The organism is Sphingomonas yabuuchiae (genome assembly GCF_014199595.1).
GTDB classification, from domain to species: Bacteria; Pseudomonadota; Alphaproteobacteria; order Sphingomonadales; family Sphingomonadaceae; genus Sphingomonas; species Sphingomonas yabuuchiae.
In genome coordinates, this window is sequence record NZ_JACHNX010000010.1 from 103,806 (window position 1) to 122,028 (window position 18,223).

Here is an 18,223-nt window from a genome sequence, read left to right on the forward strand (position 1 = left end):
GGGGCAAGGAGAGACGGTCCATGAACGAACGCCCTACCCCACCCCAGCCCGAACAACAGCAGGACATGCCCGGCCAGACCGAGGCGATGGACCCGCGTCCCGACCATGGCGAACATAGCTATGTCGGCCATGGCAAGCTGACCGACAAGAAGGCGATCATCACCGGCGCGGACAGCGGCATCGGCCGCGCGGTCGCTATCGCCTTTGCCCGCGAGGGCGCGGACGTCGTGATCTCGTACCTGTCCGAAGACGAAGACGCCGCCGAGACCCAGCGGCTGGTCGAACAGGCGGGCCGCAAGGCGCTGCTGATCCCCGGCGATGTCAGCGATCCGGCGCATTGCCGCACCATCGTCGAGCGCGCCGTACAGACGTTCGGCCGCGTCGACATCCTGGTGAACAACGCCGCGCACCAGGCGAGCTTCCAGGCGGTCGAGGACATCAGCGACGAGGAGTGGGAAATCACCTTCGCCACCAACATCCACGCGATGTTCTATCTGGTGAAGGCCGCGCTGCCGCACATGGGCGAAGGCGCGTCGATCATCAACACGACCTCGATCAACGCCGACAAGCCCAATCAGCAGTTGCTCGCCTATGCGACGACCAAGGGCGCGATCCACAATTTCACCGCCGGGCTGGCCCAGATGCTCGCCGAGCGCAACATCCGGGTCAATGCGGTGGCACCAGGCCCGGTCTGGACCCCGCTGATCCCCTCCACCATGCCACCCGAAGCCGTAAAGAGCTTCGGCGAGCAGACGCCGATGGGCCGCGCCGCGCAACCCGCCGAACTCGCGCCCCCTTACGTCCTACTGGCGAGCGGCGAGGCCAGCTACATCAGCGGCGCGACCATCCCCGTCACCGGCGGCACCCCCTTCCTCTGATCCTCAACCCAAGGAGCGATGATCCATGGCTACCCTACCCAATGACGTCGTCGCGGCAGTGTTTGTCGCCGGGCTGAAGAACGCCCATGCCGTCGAGCATCAGGCGCTGGCGCTGATCGACCGGCAACTCGATCACCTGTCCAACTATCCGGATGTCGCCGATCACCTGCGGATGCATCGGGGCGAAACCGAACAGCAGATCGTCCGGCTGGAGGATATTCTCGACGGCTTCAACGAAAGCCGCTCAATGCTGAAGGACGCGGCGCTCAGCTTCTCGGGCAATATGGCGGCGTTGGGCCACACCTTCGCGCCCGACGAGATCCTGAAGAACAGCTTTGCCAACTTCGCCTTCGAGAATTTCGAGGCGGCCAGTTACAAGTCGCTCATCACCATCGCCGATGTCGGCGGCTTCGGCAGCGCCACGCCGCTGCTCACCCAGTCGCTGAACGAAGAACTGTCGATGGCGGCCTGGGTCGACGAGAACAACGCCGCGCTGACCCGCCGCTATCTCGAACGGCGCGCGGCGGGTGAAACCGCCAGCCACTGATTTCCCCCCATCACCGACCCAGCCCCATCTCCGACAAAGCGAGGCCGATCATGTATTATCACGACAAACGCCTGCAATATCCCGTCCGCTGTGAAAGCCCCGACCCCTTGTTCGCGCGTATGCTGCAACAGGCGATCGGCGGCGTGGAGGGCGAGATCCGCGTCTGCATGCAGTATTTCTTCCAGGCCTGGGGCAACCGTGCCCCGACGCCCAAATACCGCGACATGCTGCTCCATACTGCCACCGAGGAGATCGGGCATATCGAGATGCTGGCGACCGCCGTCGCGCTCAACCTCGACAAGGCGCCCGCCTCGCTTCAGGAAGAAGGCGCGGCGGACGGCATCGTCGGCGCGGTCATGGGCGGCGGCAATGCCCGCCACGCGATCGAGGGAACGCTGCACAAGCATATCCTGTCGACCGGACTGGCGGCGCATCCATCGGACTCAGACGGCGTGCCGTTCAACATGAGCCACATCTATGCCAGCGGGAACATTGCCGCCGACATGTATTGCAATGTCGCCGCCGAAAGCACCGGCCGCGTGCTGGCGACCCGCCTCTACAATGCCGCGCATGATCAGGGCATGAAGGACATGCTCCACTTCATGATCGCGCGCGACACCATGCACCAGGAGCAATGGCTGGCCGTGATCGAGGAACTGGGCGAACAGGCGTCGCTACCCATCCCCAACTCCTTCCCACAAGCGAAGGAGAGCCAGGATCACAATTACGACTTCTTCGTCACCTCGGTCGACGGCACCTATCCCGAGGGCCGCTGGACCCAGGGACCGAGCGTCGACGGCAGGGGCGAGTTCACCGTGTTCCGCAACGAACCGATGGGCGAAGAGCCGGTGCTCGGCCCCGCCCGTCCCGACAGCGGCGCCCAGGCCGAACAGATCGGCGAGCGGCCGGTCGCGTAGGCCGGTACATTCCTCCCCCTTGCAGGGGAGGAATAGAAGACCGCCCCGAACCGTTCGGTCCGGGGCGGTTTTCGCGTCAGGCCCCGACCGGTATCGTCTTGCCCGTCGTGCGGTCCAATGCCCGCGCGGTCAGCACGTCAAGCGCGGTGGCAAAGGCCACGAACCCGATCGCACCCCAAACCGCCTTCTCGCGCGGCGAACGACGCGCGGACACCGCCAGCGTCCCCAGATCGAGCAGATCGCCCATCACCCGGTTCCACACCCGCGCCGAATGGGCAGGCGCCTGGACCAGCCCGACCCCGGCGACGATCTCGCGCACGCCATAGGCTTTGACGGCTCCCGCCCCTCCCGGCACCGACAAACGGTCGGCGATGCGGCGGGAGGCAAGCAGTTCGGCGGCTCCCAAGGCGAGCGAGAACAGGCCAAGGCCCAGGCTGACGGATTTGGCGTTCATGATGGTTCCTTCATCGCTGTCATACGTCAAAGGCCAACGTGAACACGCCAGTGGCGGTCCATAAATCCATCCAGATCAATCAGTTGCCGGCACCGATACAGCAGGGCGGAACCGCTTTGCCCGCGAAATCCGGCACTTGCCTGCGCATTGCCACTCGGCCAGTCTGGCGCGATGATCCTCCCGCTTCTGCTCGCCGCCGCGACGCCCGCCGCCGCTCCCTCCCCCTCCCGGCTGAAGGCCGATGTCGAAGCCCTGGTCGGCTTCGGCACGCGCCACACCGCCTCCACCACCACCGATCCCAAGCGTGGCATCGGCGCGGCGCGCGACTGGGCGGCCAGGCAGTTCGAGACGATCGGCCAGGGCTGTAACGGGTGCATCACCGTGGAGCGGATCAACCGCCGCTTTACCGGTCCGCGCGCGCCGAACGGCGTGATGGTCGAGGATGTGCTGGGCATCCAGCGCGGGCGCGACCCGAACCGTGTGGTCATCGTCGGCGCGCATATCGACAGCCGCGTCACCGATGTGATGGACGCGACCTCGGACGCGCCGGGCGCCAATGACGATGCCTCGGGCGTGGCGCTGGTGCTGGAAGCCGCGCGCCATCTGTCGAAACAGCAGTTCGACGCGACCATCGTCTATGCGGTCTTCTCGGGCGAGGAACAGGGGCTGTGGGGCGCAACGCTGCTCGCCGACACGGCCAAGGCGCGGAATTGGCGCGTCTCGGCGATGCTCAACAACGATATCGTCGGCAACACGCTCGGCCAGGGCGGCGTGCGCGAGGCACGCTGGGTCCGCGTCTTTTCCGAGGGTATCCGCGCCTCGGAAGACCTGCCGCAACAAATCCAGCGGCGCGGCAATGGCGGTGAGGATGACGGCCCCAGCCGCGCGCTGGCCAAGGCGATCGACGGGGTGGCCGACAAGCTGGGAGGCCTCGACGTGTTCCTCGACCGGCGGCCCGACCGTTTCGGGCGCGGCGGCGATCACGAACCGTTCCTGAAGCTCGGCTATCCCGCCGTCCGCTTCTCGGTCGCCAACGAGGATTGGGACGCGCAGCACCAGGACCTGCGCAAGGAAGGGGCGGTCGCGTTCGGCGACACCATCGACAAGATGGACTTCCCCTATCTGGCGAAGGTGACCGCCATCAACATCGCCACGCTGGGCCGTCTGGCCGCCGCCCCGGCCGCGCCGGACAAGGTGACGATCAGCGGCGCGCTATCCCGCGATACGCAGGTCGAATGGGCGGCGGTGCCCGGCGCGGTGCGTTACCGCGTCCACTGGCGGCGCAACGACACCGCCCAGTGGAGCGAGTCGCGCGACGTGACAGAGACGAAGACGGTGCTGACCCAAGTGCCGGTCGACGACCATTTCGTCGGCGTCTCGGCAGTGGCGGCGGACGGCGCGGAGAGCCTCGTCACCTTTGGCGGCCGTTGAACGGCGATCGGTCGGATATGAAAAGGATGCCGCCCCGCGGGAGAGTCGGAGCGGCATCCCGTTTTCCAGCCCGGCGTCTCTCGGGCTGAAATCCCCCCTGGGGGAAGGCGTCAGCGACGGACCAGCGTGCTGCGAACGCGCGCGCGTCGCGGGGCAGAACGCACCACTTCGGTCGTGGTGGTCGTCGTCGTGGTAATGACAGGAGCGCCCTGTACCACAATTGTGGTAGCCGTGGGAGCCGGATAATAATAACCGTCCGCAAAATAACCCGCTTGCGGAGAGGGCAGCGCACCCGTCGTGCCCACCGTGGTCGTGGTGGTGACGGTCGTGCCGTCCCGCGTCACCACGCGCCGTCCCATGGCGGGCGGCGGCGGGGGCGGCGCATACGGGTCCTGATAGCTGTAATCGTCATAGCCCGGCTCCATGCGCTGCCCATGATCCTCGGCCCGGTCGATGGCATAGCCCGCCGCCGCACCGACGCCCGCACCGATCAGCGTACCGCCCAGGCGATTTCCGCGCCCGGCGATCAGATTGCCCGCCACGCCGCCCGCAGCCGCACCGATCGCGGCGCCACCCAGCCCGTTATCGCGCCGAACGGGCGGCGGCGGGGGCGCATAGGGTGCGCCGGCATAGTCAGGCATCCCGTCCCAATTCACGCCATATACGCTGTCATAGACCGACCCGCGCTGGTCGATCAGGACCGCATCGTCATAATAACGCGACCAGCGATAGCCGACCGGCGGCTGCGGCAGGGTATAGACCGCCCAATCCTCCACCCCGAAACGTCGATCGGTCCAATAGGAAGGCACGGTCATGCCACGCACCGGGCGGCGATAGGCGGGCCAGCCGCCGGGCGCGTTCGCCCCGCCCCACCAGCGTCCGCCGACCCGGCTGCCCCAGCGATTGCCCCGCGCGGGCGGTACGCCCACCGAGTCGGTCCGAACGACCGGCGCCGGCTCACGCATCGGCGCGGGCGGCCGCTCGGGGGCGAAACCGGGACGCGGGTAGCTCGCCCCCGCCTGTGCCAAGGCGGGCACGCTGGCGACCATGGAAAGGGTCAGGAGGATCAGGCGCGACGAGCTTCGCATGGCAAATATATTCCCCTGTTCAATACGGCGACGCCCCCCTCAACGCCGAAATCGAAACAAGGTTTGATATCAGCGCCCTGCCCCCCTCGATAGCGGCGCCGAAAGTCCCGAAACGGGTCAGTCCGCCATCGCCGCGAGACGCGGGGCGAGCAGCGCCATCAGCGCCTCGCACCCCGTCTGATCCTCTTCGTCGAACCGGCCGGGCTCGGGGCTGTCCAGGTCGAGCACGCCGATCACCGTGCCGTCGAGCAGGACCGGCACGACCAGCTCGGACCGGCTGGCGGCGTCACAGGCGATATGGCCGGGGAAAGCATGGACATCGGCCACGCGCTGCCTCCGCGCTTCCGCGACGGCCGTGCCGCACACGCCCTTGCCGACCGGAATACGGATGCACGCCGCCTTGCCTTGAAACGGCCCGAGCACCAGCTCGCCACCGACCATGCGGTAGAACCCGGCCCAGTTGAGATCGGGCAGATATTGCCAGATGAGCGAAGCGGCATTGGCCATGTTGGCGACCGCATCCCCCTCCCCGGCGGTCAACGCGTCGAGCGCGGCGTGGAGGTCCCGGTAAAGCTCCGCCTTCGATCCGGCGGCGATGTCGAACTGGTACATGGTGCGGGATGTAGGACGGTCCGACCTCCGCGTCATCCCCGCGCGATCACTTTCGATTCAGGGTGAAGACAGCTCATCTCCCCTCCCCTTCGGGGGAGGGGAGATGAGCGATCAGAGCGCCAGATCGGGATGCCGGTTCGGGCTGACCCGCGTGGCTTCGGGGCGCGGCGCTTCCGTGGTCGAGGGTGCGCTGACCGGCGGCGGGGCGAGTGCGAGTTGCAGCGTCTCGGCGGTCGCCGCCCATTCATGCGCCAGCAAATCGCGATCCTCGTTCAGCGCGGTGCCATAGCTGGGCACGATCTCGCGGATCTTGGCCTGCCAGGCCGGGGTCGCGAGGCGATCGGGGAAGACCTTCTTGATCAGGTTGAGCATGATCGACGGCGCGGTCGAGGCGCCCGGCGACGCGCCCAGCAGCGCCGCGATCGAGCCGTCCTTCGACGCGACGATTTCGGTGCCCAGCTTCAGCACGCCGCCCTTTTCGGGATCGCGCTTGATGATCTGCACCCGCTGCCCGGCCTGCCACAGCCGCCAGTCGCCGTCCTTGGCGTTGGGGAAATATTCCCGCAGCGCGTTCATCCGGTCTTCCTGGCTCATCATCAGCTGACCCGCCAGATATTCGACCAGCGAGAACTCGTCCCAGCCGACCGACAGCATCGGGCGGAAATTGTCGAGCGTCACCGACTTGGGCAGGTCGAAATAGGACCCTTCCTTCAGGAACTTGGTCGAGAAGGTCGCAAACGGACCGAACAACAGCACCTGCTTGCCGTTCAGATAGCGGGTGTCGAGATGCGGCACCGACATGGGCGGCGATCCGGTCGAGGCCTTGCCATAGACCTTCGCCATGTGGCGTTTGGCGATGGCGGGGTTCTCGGTGACCAGGAACGATCCGCCGACTGGGAAACCGGCATAGTCGTCGCCCTTGGGAATGCCCGACTTCTGGAGGATGGGGAGCGCGCCGCCGCCCGCGCCCGCAAAGACGAAGCGTGCGGTGATGATCCGCTTTTCGTCGGTCTTGCGATCGCGCGCGGTCACGCGCCAGCTGCCATCGGCATTGCGCTCGAGCGAGCGGACCTCATGACCGGTGGTCAGCGCCACGCCCGGCTGCCCCTGGAGCGCGCGGATATATTGGCGCGTCACCTCACCCCATTCGCAATCGGTGCCCAGCACCGATCGGGTCGCGGCGATTTTCTGCCCCGCCTTGCGCCCCTCGATCATCAGCGGCACCCACTGGGCGATCTGGCGCGGATCGGTGGTGAACTCCATGCCCGAGAAGAGCGGACTGGCGAGCAGCGCGGCATGACGCTTCTGGAGGAAGGCGACATTCTCGTCCCCCCAAACCAGGTTCATGTGCGGGGTCGAGTTGATGAAGCTGCGCGGGTTCTTCAACACGCCGGTGCGCAGCTGGTGGCTGAGGAACTGGCGCGTGACCTGGAACTGTTCGTTGATCTCGATCGCCTTCTTGATCTCGACCTTGCCGTCCGCTTCGTTGACCGGCGTATAGTTCAGCTCGCACAGCGCCGAGTGGCCGGTGCCCGCATTGTTCCAGCCGTTGGAGCTCTCCTCCGCCACCTTGTCGAGCCGCTCGACCATCTCGATGGTCCAGCTCGGCTCCAGTTCGCGCAGGAGCACGCCCAGCGTCGCGCTCATGATGCCGCCGCCGATCAGCAGGACGTCGACCTTCTGCTCCGAACCTGCCGCTTCCGCCGCAAAGGGCGCAACCGCCGCCGTGGTCGCGGCCAGCGCGGAGCCCATCATCGCGCGCCGGGAAATGCCGCCCTGCGGGGCAGCTTCGGAAGCGTGCGTCCGGCCGCGCTGGTTTCGATCGTCACTCTGCATGTTCGACGCCTTCTCGATAGGGCTCATCCGTGCTGTCGGCGATCCATGGTCGCGACGAACGGCATGGCCACGATGTCCAAATTCGGGCGCCCCCCTTCCGCCAGCCGCGATCACGCGAGCAGAAAAGCGGCCGCAACCGGCCTTCCGATCCTCATCCTAACGTTCGATTTCATGTACCTGTCACACCGCATAGCCGAGTCTTACTAGCTGTCCATGTCGGGCCATTTCCCCTCTTACCGGCTTTGTCGGCGCAATCGGGAGGACAGTCGTGGTCCATTCATACCGGTTTATCAATAATGCATCTCAATATATTCATGACCGTCGAGATCGTGCTGTTTTCCGCTCACCCCTTCGGACGATTGTTCCGCAAACCGCTCAAAATGCCATAAGCAGCCCGCTTGCACGGCCCGCCATATTGTCCTACAAATCTGTCCAGAAAAATTTCAGGAGAGGGCGTGCCCGCCGTGCCATCAGACGTGACGCCCGCCTATATCGCGATCGATTGGGGTACGACCAACCGGCGCTGCTATGTCATCGCCGCCGATGGTACGATGCTGGACACGGTGCGCGACGATCGCGGCGTGCTGGCGATGAAGGCGGAGGATTATCCGGCTGAAATCGCCGCGATCCGCGCGCGTTTCGGCGAACTGCCGATCATCGCGGCGGGCATGGTGGGTTCGACACGCGGCTGGCGCGAGGCGGCCTATGTCCCCGCCCCCGCCGATCTCGCCAGCCTGGCGCGGGCCGCGACCCGGATCAAGGAAGCGGATGTCACCATCGTCCCCGGCGTCTCGCTGCTGACCGAAACGCGGGCCGACGTCATGCGCGGCGAAGAGGTGCAGGTTCTGGGTGCCGTCGCGGCGGGCCTCGCTCCTGCCGATGCGCTGTTCGCGCAGCCCGGCACGCACAACAAATGGGTGCATGTCGCAGGAAGCCGGATCACCGACTTCGCCACCACCATGACCGGCGAGTTGTTCGCACTGGTCAAGGGGCATGGCATCCTGGCCGGGATGCTCGACGGTCCGGTCGCGGACGGCCCCGCCTTTCGCGACGGCCTGGCGCGCGGCAGCGGTGCCTGCGACCTGACGGCGGCGCTGTTCGGCGTGCGGGCCTCGGTGCTGCTCGGCCGGATCGCGGCGGAGGACGCGGCGGCCTATGCCAGCGGGCTGCTCATCGGCAGCGACATCGGCGCGGTTCCCGATATCGAGGGCGGCACCGTCCATCTCTTGTCGAGCGGCCTGCTCGCCGACCTCTACACCATCGGGATCGAGGCGCGTGGCGGCACCGTCGTCGCGCTCGACAGCCATGCCGGTTTCCTTGCCGGACTTCACGCCATTCGGGAGCATTTGTCATGACCGACCCCGCCCAGAGTTTCGCCAAGGCCTTCGCCGCCTGCCCGCTGGTCGCCATCCTGCGCGGCCTGACGCCGGACGAGGCGATCCCAGTTGCCGACGCGCTGGTCGAGGCGGGCTTCACCCTGATCGAAGTGCCGCTCAACTCGCCCCAACCCTATGACAGCATCGCGGCGATCGCGGCGCATGTCGGCGACAAGGCGATCGTCGGCGCAGGGACCGTGCTGACCATCGAACAGGTCGACCGGGTCAAGGCGGCGGGCGGAACCCTGATCGTCTCGCCCAACACCGATGTCGAGGTCATCGCGCACAGCGTCGCGCAAGGGCTGATCTCGCTGCCCGGCTATTTCACGCCGTCCGAGGCCTTTGCGGCCCTCAAAGCCGGTGCGCATGGCCTGAAGCTGTTCCCGGCCGAGGGTGCCTCGCCCACCTTCCTCAAGGCGCAGCGCGCCGTCCTGCCGCGCGATGTCGCGGTGCTGGCGGTCGGCGGCATCACCCCCGACAACATGGCCGAATGGCGCGCACACGGCGCGGACGGGTTCGGCCTGGGCTCCAACCTTTATCGCGCGGGCAAGCCGGCGGCGGATGTCGCCGTGTCGGCGCGCGCTTATGTCGAAAAGGCACGCTGATACCGATGACCGACACGATCCGTCTCGCCCTGGTCGGCATGGGCAAGATCGCCCATGACCAGCATGTCCCCGCCATCGCCGGCAACCCGGCCTTCGAACTGGTCGCGACCGTCAGCCGCTCGCCGGGCGGCGTCGAAGGCGTGCCGCATTTCCACGACATCGACGAACTCGCCAAGAGCGACATCACGATCGATGCGGTGGCGCTGTGCACCCCGCCACAGGTCCGCCACGCCATCGCCGCCGCCGCGCTGGCGAACAACTGGCACGTCTTCCTCGAAAAGCCGCCGGGTGCGACGCTCGCCGAAGTAGCGGTGCTGGAGGAACTGGCGGCCAAGGCCAACCTCACCCTGTTCGCCAGCTGGCACTCGCGTTACGCGCTGGGCGTCGAGCCCGCGCGCGAATGGCTGTCGGCTCGCAAGGTGACGTCGGCCGCGATCACCTGGCGCGAGGATGTCCGCCAATGGCATCCGGGCCAGGCGTGGATCTGGGAAGCGGGCGGCTTCGGCGTGTTCGATCCGGGCATCAACGCGCTGTCGATCGCGACGCACATCATGCCCCAGCCCTTCTTCATCGAGCGCGCGACGCTGGATTTCCCCGCCAATCGCGACGCGCCGATCGCCGCCGACGTCGCCTTCCGCACCACGGACGGCACGCCCGTCACGCTCGACCTCGACTGGCGGCAGGAAGGCCATCAGAGCTGGGACATCGTGGTCGAGACGACCGACGGCACGCTCAAGTTGGCCGAGGGCGGCGCGGTGCTGACCTTGCCAGACGGCTCGACCCCGCATCAGGAAGAAGGGCTGCACGGCGAATATCCGGGGCTGTACGCGCGCTTTGCCGAACTGGTGCAGGGCGGCCGCTCGGATGTGGACATCGCCCCGCTGCGCCACGTCGCCGACGCCTTTATGCGCGGCAAGCGGCGTGAGGTGGAAGACTTCGTGGAGTGACCCAGTTTAGGTCGGTCCCTTGCACTTCGACTTCGCTCAGTGCGAACGGCGGTGGTGGATTGATCCCGACCTCCGTTCAGCCTGAGCGAAGTCGAAGGCCACGTGAGCGCTTTGCAAAAAATAAGGCCGGTTGTCCGAAGGGACGACCGGCCTTTTCAGTTCAGGGGTTGGCGAGGTGCCGAAACACCTCGCCGGAGGAAGGTCAGAAGGTGATCGTCGTGCCGATCGCAAGCTGGCGACCCAGCGCGTCATAACGCTGCGGCGCGGTGTTCGAGCGCGACAAGGCGACCTGGTACGAGTTCGGGATGATCGGCGGCGTCTTGTCGAACAGGTTGTTCGCGATGATCCGGAAAGCGAACTTGCGTGCGATGTTCCAGGTCAGCGCCAGGTCGAAGAAGCTCTGCGGCGCGATGCGGGCGAACGTGTTCTGGAACCGCTCCGGCGTGCCGCCGATATCGGCATTGCCCGAATTGTTCGCGGTGGTCAGCGAGCCGGTATAGCGCCAGTTGAACGAGGCATTGAACGTCCGGTCCGGCGTCGTCCAGGTGGTGCGCAGCGTGTGCGCCCATTTCGGAACCAGCTGCCCGCACGAGATGCCGTTCGAGAAATAACCGGCGCAGTTATACTGGCTGCGCAGCGGCGAGTCCTGACCACCGGCCAGCGTCGACAGCGAGCCGTTGAAGCCCCAGTCCAGGCGGCCCGCGCCGTTCAGGTCCAGCGAATACTGGCCCTGGAAGTCCCAGCCATTGGCGAGCGTACGGTAATAGTTGGTCGTGCCCTGCCGCACGAAGCCGGTCGAGGGATTGCCCGCCGGTGCATTGCCGATCGAACCCGTCACCGGATCGCGGACGATGCCGTTGCAGAAGAATGGGTCGCCGTTCGACGCCAGACAGCCCTGCAGATAATAATCCGCGCCGTTATAGCCCAGCGAGTTGACGATCCGCACCTGATAGCGGTCGACCGAGAAGACCAGACCCGGAATGAAGCTGGGCTTCACGACGAGGCCATAGGTCAGGGTATAGGCGGTTTCGGGATCGGCGGTGAAGCCACCCGAACGCGTCGTGCACCCCTCGGTCGGGCAGAGCAGCGAGGCACTGCCGTACAGATTGTCGGCCAGTCCGGTCTTGCTGCACAGCTCGCGCGAGCCGAGCGGCGTGGTCGTCACGGTGCCATCGGGCAGCGTGCGCGATACGGGGGCGCAGAAATCGGCGAGGGTCGTGTTGCGGCCGAAATTGACCTGGGTCGCCTGGCGGATCTCGATCACCGTCGGCGCGCGCTGTGCCTTGTTGTACGATGCGCGGAAGGTGATGTCGGCGACCGGCGCGTACAGACCCTCGATCTTCCAGGTCGAGAAGCTCTTGGGGTTGGAGCTGTACTTCGACACGCGGAAGCCGCCATTGGTCTGCAACAGATGGGCGAACGGCTTGTTCTGGATCAGCGGCGCCTGAAGCTCGATATTCGACTCCCAGACGTCCTGCGACAGCCGGGCGTCCTGATCGCCGAACTGGTCGACAAAGCCCGCATCGGCGGTCGAGATGAGCCGGTCCTTGCGATATTCGGTGCCCAGCGACACGGCCAGGCCATCCTCGGCCCAGGGGCTCTTGATGCCATAGGTGGTCAGGTCGCCGTTCACGACCGCGATCGCGTCGAAGAGCTGGGTGATCGTCCGCCGCTGGCCGGTGGCACCGCTGGAGAACAGATAGTTGGTCAGCGCATTGCTGCCCGACCCCGCCCGGAACGCGTCGAAGGGGATGCAGGACGGATCGGTGCCGTTGACCACCGAACGACAGGTCGGGGTGCCGTTGACGTTGACGACGTCGAGCGCCCGGTTGACCCGGTCGTTCTGCGACGTCGGACCGAGATACCAGTCCTGCTGGTTGCGGGCATAGACGCCGCCCACATCATAGGACCAGGCCTCGCCGATCTTGCCCCGGACGCCGCCGGTCGCACGGAAGCCCATATTGACGAAGCGGTCCGCCTGGGCGGGCTGTCCGTCGAAGCGATAGCGCACGTCGAGCGGCACATAGCCGGTCGTGCCGGTGCAGCCCAACGCACCCGCCTGTCCCGCCGACAGGAAGGGGTTGTCGCAATTCACCTGATAGGGCGTGGTGCCCGCCACGGTGTAGGAATAGACCCGGCGCGGCGTCGGGTTCTCGGAGGTGTCGCGGAACCAGATGCCGTCGCCATAGATCTCGACCTCGGGCGCGATCTTCAGGTTGACGAAGCCGCCCGCCGTGTAGCGCTCATTGGCACGCTGGAAGGACACATCGTCATAGGGGTTGGCGGCATTGCCCGCCCCCGGGCCCCAGGGGACGAAGCTGCGCGTGCCGTCCGGATTGTTCACATATTGCGCGTTGGCGTTGGGGCCAGAGGTGGGCGAGACGAAGCCGCTGCGCGAATAGGTGGACAACGGCGAGCAGGACAGCGCCGAATCCTTGGTCAGCTGCGCGACCGGGCACGCGGCATAGGAGCGCGCGCCGTTCTGGACCAGGTCGGCCTGGCGATAGTTGAAGAAGCCCGAGACGTTCAGCCGGTCGTCGAGCAGCTTCTTGCCCGCCGTCACCGTGATGTCGGAACGCCCGCCGTCATTGGTCAGCCCGCGCGGGCTGCCGAACCCGGCCGCGCTGGCGATCGGGGTGACGATGTTGCTGGTGTTGTTGTGGTTGTAGAAATTATAGTTGCCGTCGAGGCGAAGCCCCTCGAAATCCTTGCGCAGGACGAAGTTGACGACGCCCGCGATCGCGTCCGAGCCATAGACCGACGAGGCGCCGCCCGACAGCACGTCGACACGCTCCAGCAGGCTGGCCGGGATGATGCCCGTATCCTGGCCGTTCTGGGTGCCCAGACGCTTGCCGTCGACCAGTACCAGCGTCCGCTCGAAGCCCAGGCTGCGCAGCTTGATCCGCTGGCGACCGTCCGAGTCCGCATAGTTGGACTGGGCGTCGGGGGCGACCTGCGGCAGGCGGTTCAGCACTTCCTCGACGTTCAGCGGCGCCTGGGCCTGGATATCCTGGCGCGTGACCGAGGTGATCGGCGCGGCGGAGGCGAGATTGGGGCGGACGATGCGCGTGCCGGTGACGACGACCTCGCCGCCGCTCGACGCCTGCGGCGTACCGCTGATCGCGGCGGAGCGGGTCTGCGCGGCGTCGGCGCTGATCGAGGCGTCGGTGTTATCGTCCTGGGTGGTGCCGTCCTGCGCGGCGGTCGATCCGACCTGCTGCGCGGCGGCGGGTGCGACGAGCATCAAGGAGGCGGCGGAAAGCGCCAACCACGATGCGGACTGCTGGATTCTCATGAGGTCTCCCCTTCATCCCGGCCGATGGGATGCCGGGTAGAGGGAAAGGACAATGTTTTTGGCCCATATGGTCAATACCTAATGCATACCTATGCATCACCCATCGCTACATTCATCGGCCGGTGTCACCAGAAAGACACAATTTAAAACGATTTCAATGTCTTGGGTTAAGCTCCAGAAATGTTTCGACACAGTGCCGAGATATATTTGCTGAGACGGATCGACGCTCTCTACCATTGATTCGGTCAAGTGGTTCCATATCGGTTGCCCCACCCCTTGCGGCTTTGGCTTTCCCCCCGCAGTATCCGCCTCGAGAAGAGGGTCGAGACGACCCGTCGGGGATGGAGCATATCATGCAGGACGAACGACGCGCTTTTCTGGGCGGGATCGCCTCGTTGGCGGGAATTGGGGCCGGGATCGGGGCCGGGCTCGCCGCGCCGGTACGCGCGCTGGCCAAGACGGCGGCGACGGCAGGCACCGGGTCCGATGCCGTCATCGTGTCGACCTGGGACTTCGGCGCCCCCGCCAATGACGCCGCCTTTGCCAAGGGGCGCAGCGGCGGATCGCTGATCGATATGGTCGAGGCAGGCGTGATGGTCCCGGAGGCCGATCCGAACAACCATTCGGTCGGCTATAGCGGCTATCCCGATCGCGACGGGCATGTGACGCTGGACGCGGTCATCATGGACGATGCAGGCGGCGTCGGCGCGGTCGCCGCTTTGGAGGATACGGTCCACGCCATCTCGGTCGCGCGCGCGGTGATGGAACATACCCCCCACACCTTCCTGGTCGGTGAAGGCGCGACGCGCTTCGCCCGCGACCGGGGCTTTCCGCGCGTCAACCTGCTGACCCCGGAAGCGGAAAAGGCGTGGCGCGACTGGCTGAAGACGCAGAACTACAAGCCCGTCGCCAATAGCGAGACCGGCACCTATGGCGCGGGGCGGCCCGGCACGCCGGGCGGTGCGCTGGACCATGACACGATCGGGATGCTTGCGCGCGATGCCAGCGGGCGGATGGCGGGCGCCTGCACCACGTCCGGAATGGCGTTCAAGATGCGCGGGCGCGTCGGGGACTCGCCGCAGGTCGGCTCGGGCCTCTATGTCGAGCGCGGCGTGGGCGGTGCGACCTCCACGGGGCTGGGCGAGGAAGTTACCCGCACCGTCGGCACCGCGCGCGTCGTCGCCTCGATGCGCCACGGCATGAGCCCGCAGGCGGCATGCGAGGAAGCCGCCAGGCATATCGCCTCGCTGCGCGGCGATGCGATCAAGGGCGTACAGGTCGGCTTCCTGGCGATGGATACGCGCGGGCGGATCGGGGCCTTCTGTCTGTTGCCCGGCTTTACCTATGCGGTGACGGATGCGGCCGGAAAGACGCGGGTGGAAAAGGCGCCGTCGCTGTTCAAGGCCTGAGCAATCCTCCCCGGCACGGGGAGGTGGCAGCGCAGAGCGCTGACGGAGGGAGGCTTCCGCAAGGGATGGTCTTTGCCGCACGCCCCCTCCACCACCGCTTCGCGGTGTAGGGACGAGATTGTGCCCCCAGCACAATCTTGCCTTGCCGGGGGCAAGGCAAAGTCCCCACACCTCCTCCCCGTGCCGGGGAGGATCAGTTGGCCTCACCCCCATCGGCGATCAGCGCGTTCAGATCGCGCAGCGCCTTGACCAGCCCCAAACCGCGCGGCCCCGCGATATAGCGCGGCGCCCATTCCGGCTGGAACTTCTCCTTGTAGGCCCGCAGGCCCCGGAAGCCGTAGAAACGCTCGCCATGCCGGAACACCAAGGCCGCGATCTTCGCCCAGGTCGGTCCCAGCCGCCGCCCGTCCACACCCGATAGCGGCGCCAGACCCAGCGCGAAGCGGCCATAGCCTTGCCGCTGCCCCCACAGCATCAGCTCGACGAACAGATAGTCCATGACGCCGCCGGGGGCATCCTCGACATGGCGCATCAGGTCGACCGACAGCTCGCGCCGATCCCCGGACTTCCAGATATTGGCAAAGGCGACGATCCGCCCCTCAACCCGCACCACCGCACAATCGGTCAGCGCCAGATAGGCCGGGTCGAACCGCCCCAGGCTGAACCCCTTTTCGCCATGCCCCTTTTCCAGCAGCCAGTCGTCGGACACGGCCTTCAGTTCGGGAAGGATCGTTGCCACGTCGGCGGCGGGCAGGATCGCGAAGCTGGCATTCTCGCGCGTGCGGAAGCGATTGAGCGTCTGGCGAAGACCGCGCATCCGCCCGCCCTCCAGCGCGAAGGTCGAAAGATCGATCAGCGCCTCTTCGCCATATTTGATGATCTGCAACCCCATCTCGATCGCGATCTCGAGTCCGTCGGGGGTGATCTGATAGAGGAGCAGCCTGCCTTGCGCCGCGTCCGCCATCGTCCGCAGCTGCCACAACAGATCGGCCCAGGCGGCACGCGGGCCGACGGGATCGCCCATAGCGATCCAGCTGGTGCCGCGCACCTGATACATCACAAAGGCATCGCCCTCGGGCGAGAACAGGAACCGCTTGTCGCCCAGCAGCGCCAGCGCGGCGTCGGTCCGCTCGGCCTGTTCGACCACGCTGAGCACCTGCTCCATCGCCGGATGGTCCATCTCGCCCGGCGGGGCCGCCAGGAACAGCCGCCACAGCCCCGCCCCCGCCAGCATCACCGCCAAGCCCAGCCCCGCGCGCAGGAAACGCGACGCGTCGTCCGACAGCGCGAACCGCCACCAGAGCGCTTCCTGATAATCGACATGCTTATAGGCGAAAAAGCCGATCCACCCGGTTCCGACGATCACCACCGCGACGCTGAGCAGCCAGGCGGGCGACAGCGGCCGTGCGACCAGCGAGGTGCGCCGGTAAAAGGCCTTGCGGCTCATCTGGAGGAGGAGCGCGATGCTCAGGCAGACCGCCGCTTCCTCATAATCGATACCCTTGGCCAGCGAGAAGACCGCCCCCGCGACCAGCAGCGCACGCGCCGCCAGGCTCGCCCCGTCGAGCCGCCGGTAGAGCCCCGGCGCCAGCAGCAACAGGCCGGTGCCGACCAGGCTGGCAGCGAAGTGCGACGCCTCGATAAAGGGCAGCGGTACGATATGGACGAGCTGGTGCACGCGCTGCGGAATGGCGGGCAGCGACCCCGACAGCAGCAGGATCGCCCCGCCGCCGAAACAGGCCGCGCTCAACACGGTCGGCGCGATGCCCAGCAGCACCCGGCGCAGGTCACGCAGCGCCCGGATCGGCCGCCGCCGCACCTCGTCCCAGGCCAGCAGCGCGATACCCAGCGCCAGCGGGGCGAGGTAGTAAAGGACGCGATAGGCGATCAGCGCGGCGAAGAGTGCGGTCCGGTCGACCGGCACCGTCGCCAGCACCACCGCCTCGAACACCCCGATGCCGCCCGGCACATGGCTGACCAGCGCGACGATGATCGCCAGCGCATAGGCGAGCAGGAAGGCGGGCAGCAGGTCGATCGACGCACCCGGCAGCAGCACGAACAGCGCCGAACTGGCACAGGCGAGATCCAGCGAGGCGATCCCGATCTGCGCCACGGCTTGCGCAGGCGTGGGCAGCGGCACGCTCCACGCGCGCCAGCCGATCCGCTGTCCGGGCCGTAACGCGCACAGCAGGATCAGCCCCAGCGCCCCCGCCACCACCGCACCGCCCAGCCAGCGGACGACGCCTTGGCCCAATACGAAATGCTCGACGGTGATCGGCCCCTCATGGAACAACAGCCCCAGCCCGGTGACGGTGAACACCCCGAACCAGAAGGTCGCGCTGGCGATGGCGATGACCCGCGCGATGTCCGGCCCGTCCAGCCCGGCTGCGGCATAGACGCGGTAGCGCGCCGATCCGCCGGTCAGCAGCCCCAACCCCAGATTGTGGCTGAGCGTATAGCTGGTGAAGGAGGCGGTCGCCGCCGTGCGCCAGCGCAAAGGCCGCCCGATGACGCGCAGCGCGATCACGTCGTAGAAGGTCAGCGCGATATAGCTGGCGACGGTGAAGCCGACCGACACCATGATCTGGCGCGGGTCGATCGCGTAGAAAGCGGCGCGGACGTCACTCAGGCGAACCGTCCGGGTCAGGTGATGCAGCGCCGACAGGCCAAGCGCGACGAGCAGCAGGACCGCACCCGCCGCCAGATAACCGCGCCGCGCCTTCGCATAGGCAAGGACCCGGTCGACCATCGACGCCAGCTTGGAATGCGTCGTCACCGGGCCGCCCATCTCGCGATCGTCATGATCCGACCGCCTGTCATATCCGCCC

Annotated in this window: 14 protein-coding genes; 8 read left to right on the forward strand and 6 right to left on the reverse strand. The window is 66.8% G+C overall.

Features of this window, described 5'->3' with window-relative positions; translation table 11 throughout:
• The first annotated feature begins 20 nt into the window (after positions 1–20).
• The 3 genes from GGQ89_RS13280 to GGQ89_RS13290 are packed head-to-tail and all read left to right on the forward strand — an operon-like array spanning position 21 to position 2,342.
• Positions 21–878, forward strand: a complete 858-nt coding sequence (locus GGQ89_RS13280) for an SDR family oxidoreductase (RefSeq protein WP_076716881.1) — start codon at positions 21–23, stop codon at positions 876–878.
• Between the two features lie 25 nt (positions 879–903).
• Entirely contained in the window at positions 904–1,425 is a 522-nt protein-coding gene (locus GGQ89_RS13285; RefSeq protein ID WP_056434062.1) for a ferritin-like domain-containing protein, read from the forward strand.
• A gap of 50 nt (positions 1,426–1,475) precedes the next feature.
• Complete coding sequence (locus tag GGQ89_RS13290; protein ID WP_056434064.1) at positions 1,476–2,342, forward strand: manganese catalase family protein; 867 nt, start codon at positions 1,476–1,478, stop codon at positions 2,340–2,342.
• Positions 2,343–2,418: 76 nt separating this feature from the next.
• Here the strand turns inward: GGQ89_RS13290 and GGQ89_RS13295 are convergent, their stop codons facing one another.
• On the reverse strand, positions 2,419–2,796 hold the full coding sequence (locus tag GGQ89_RS13295) for a hypothetical protein (protein WP_184106127.1): 378 nt from the start codon (positions 2,794–2,796) through the stop codon (positions 2,419–2,421).
• A 171-nt stretch (positions 2,797–2,967) separates the two neighbouring features.
• Here GGQ89_RS13295 and GGQ89_RS13300 point away from each other — a divergent pair, with 171 nt between their 5' ends.
• Positions 2,968–4,227 carry a M20/M25/M40 family metallo-hydrolase gene (locus GGQ89_RS13300; protein ID WP_184106128.1) on the forward strand — a complete coding sequence of 420 codons (1,260 nt, stop codon included), beginning with the start codon at positions 2,968–2,970 and terminating at the stop codon, positions 4,225–4,227.
• A gap of 110 nt (positions 4,228–4,337) precedes the next feature.
• On the opposite strand, the gene GGQ89_RS13305 is transcribed toward GGQ89_RS13300, so the two are convergent.
• The 3 genes from GGQ89_RS13305 to mqo all read right to left on the reverse strand — a co-directional run bounded on the left by GGQ89_RS13305 (position 4,338) and on the right by mqo (position 7,790).
• A complete protein-coding gene (locus GGQ89_RS13305; RefSeq protein WP_184106129.1) occupies positions 4,338–5,315 on the reverse strand; it encodes an RcnB family protein in 978 nt (325 codons plus the stop codon).
• A 117-nt stretch (positions 5,316–5,432) separates the two neighbouring features.
• Positions 5,433–5,927, reverse strand: a complete 495-nt coding sequence (locus GGQ89_RS13310) for a GAF domain-containing protein (protein ID WP_184106130.1) — start codon at positions 5,925–5,927, stop codon at positions 5,433–5,435.
• A gap of 111 nt (positions 5,928–6,038) precedes the next feature.
• Positions 6,039–7,790: a malate dehydrogenase (quinone) gene (gene mqo / locus GGQ89_RS13315; RefSeq protein ID WP_184106131.1), complete on the reverse strand. Its 1,752-nt coding sequence runs from the start codon at positions 7,788–7,790 to the stop codon at positions 6,039–6,041.
• A gap of 437 nt (positions 7,791–8,227) precedes the next feature.
• Between mqo and GGQ89_RS13320 the strand changes: the two genes are divergently transcribed.
• The 3 genes from GGQ89_RS13320 to GGQ89_RS13330 are packed head-to-tail and all read left to right on the forward strand — an operon-like array spanning position 8,228 to position 10,691.
• Complete coding sequence (locus GGQ89_RS13320) at positions 8,228–9,118, forward strand: 2-dehydro-3-deoxygalactonokinase (RefSeq protein WP_184106150.1); 891 nt, start codon at positions 8,228–8,230, stop codon at positions 9,116–9,118.
• On the forward strand, positions 9,115–9,744 hold the full coding sequence (locus tag GGQ89_RS13325) for a 2-dehydro-3-deoxy-6-phosphogalactonate aldolase (RefSeq protein ID WP_184106132.1): 630 nt from the start codon (positions 9,115–9,117) through the stop codon (positions 9,742–9,744). The genes GGQ89_RS13320 and GGQ89_RS13325 overlap by 4 nt, the downstream gene beginning before the upstream one ends.
• Before the next feature lie 5 nt (positions 9,745–9,749).
• Positions 9,750–10,691 carry a Gfo/Idh/MocA family protein gene (locus GGQ89_RS13330; protein ID WP_184106133.1) on the forward strand — a complete coding sequence of 314 codons (942 nt, stop codon included), beginning with the start codon at positions 9,750–9,752 and terminating at the stop codon, positions 10,689–10,691.
• Positions 10,692–10,893: 202 nt separating this feature from the next.
• Here GGQ89_RS13330 and GGQ89_RS13335 read toward each other — a convergent pair whose 3' ends face one another.
• Positions 10,894–13,935, reverse strand: coding sequence for a TonB-dependent receptor plug domain-containing protein (locus GGQ89_RS13335; protein ID WP_244955790.1), 3,042 nt, complete (start codon positions 13,933–13,935; stop codon positions 10,894–10,896).
• A 404-nt stretch (positions 13,936–14,339) separates the two neighbouring features.
• Here GGQ89_RS13335 and GGQ89_RS13340 point away from each other — a divergent pair, with 404 nt between their 5' ends.
• Positions 14,340–15,395: a glycosylasparaginase gene (locus tag GGQ89_RS13340; protein ID WP_240456407.1), complete on the forward strand. Its 1,056-nt coding sequence runs from the start codon at positions 14,340–14,342 to the stop codon at positions 15,393–15,395.
• 193 nt (positions 15,396–15,588) lie between these two features.
• On the opposite strand, the gene mprF is transcribed toward GGQ89_RS13340, so the two are convergent.
• On the reverse strand, positions 15,589–18,144 hold the full coding sequence (mprF, locus tag GGQ89_RS13345) for a bifunctional lysylphosphatidylglycerol flippase/synthetase MprF (RefSeq protein WP_184106151.1): 2,556 nt from the start codon (positions 18,142–18,144) through the stop codon (positions 15,589–15,591).
• Positions 18,145–18,223 lie beyond the last annotated feature (79 nt).

What these genes read in the sequence shown, in the direction of transcription:
- GGQ89_RS13280 (WP_076716881.1), top strand. Translation starts at nt 21, where the DNA reads ATGAACGAACGCCCTACCCCACCCCAGCCCGAACAACAGCAGGACATG.
- GGQ89_RS13285 (WP_056434062.1), top strand. Translation starts at nt 904, where the DNA reads ATGGCTACCCTACCCAATGACGTCGTCGCGGCAGTGTTTGTCGCCGGG.
- GGQ89_RS13290 (WP_056434064.1), top strand. Translation starts at nt 1,476, where the DNA reads ATGTATTATCACGACAAACGCCTGCAATATCCCGTCCGCTGTGAAAGC.
- GGQ89_RS13295 (WP_184106127.1), bottom strand. Translation starts at nt 2,796, where the DNA reads ATGAACGCCAAATCCGTCAGCCTGGGCCTTGGCCTGTTCTCGCTCGCC.
- GGQ89_RS13300 (WP_184106128.1), top strand. Translation starts at nt 2,968, where the DNA reads ATGATCCTCCCGCTTCTGCTCGCCGCCGCGACGCCCGCCGCCGCTCCC.
- GGQ89_RS13305 (WP_184106129.1), bottom strand. Translation starts at nt 5,315, where the DNA reads ATGCGAAGCTCGTCGCGCCTGATCCTCCTGACCCTTTCCATGGTCGCC.
- GGQ89_RS13310 (WP_184106130.1), bottom strand. Translation starts at nt 5,927, where the DNA reads ATGTACCAGTTCGACATCGCCGCCGGATCGAAGGCGGAGCTTTACCGG.
- mqo (WP_184106131.1), bottom strand. Translation starts at nt 7,790, where the DNA reads ATGAGCCCTATCGAGAAGGCGTCGAACATGCAGAGTGACGATCGAAAC.
- GGQ89_RS13325 (WP_184106132.1), top strand. Translation starts at nt 9,115, where the DNA reads ATGACCGACCCCGCCCAGAGTTTCGCCAAGGCCTTCGCCGCCTGCCCG.
- GGQ89_RS13330 (WP_184106133.1), top strand. Translation starts at nt 9,750, where the DNA reads ATGACCGACACGATCCGTCTCGCCCTGGTCGGCATGGGCAAGATCGCC.
- GGQ89_RS13335 (WP_244955790.1), bottom strand. Translation starts at nt 13,935, where the DNA reads ATGCTCGTCGCACCCGCCGCCGCGCAGCAGGTCGGATCGACCGCCGCG.
- GGQ89_RS13340 (WP_240456407.1), top strand. Translation starts at nt 14,340, where the DNA reads ATGCAGGACGAACGACGCGCTTTTCTGGGCGGGATCGCCTCGTTGGCG.
- mprF (WP_184106151.1), bottom strand. Translation starts at nt 18,144, where the DNA reads ATGGTCGACCGGGTCCTTGCCTATGCGAAGGCGCGGCGCGGTTATCTG.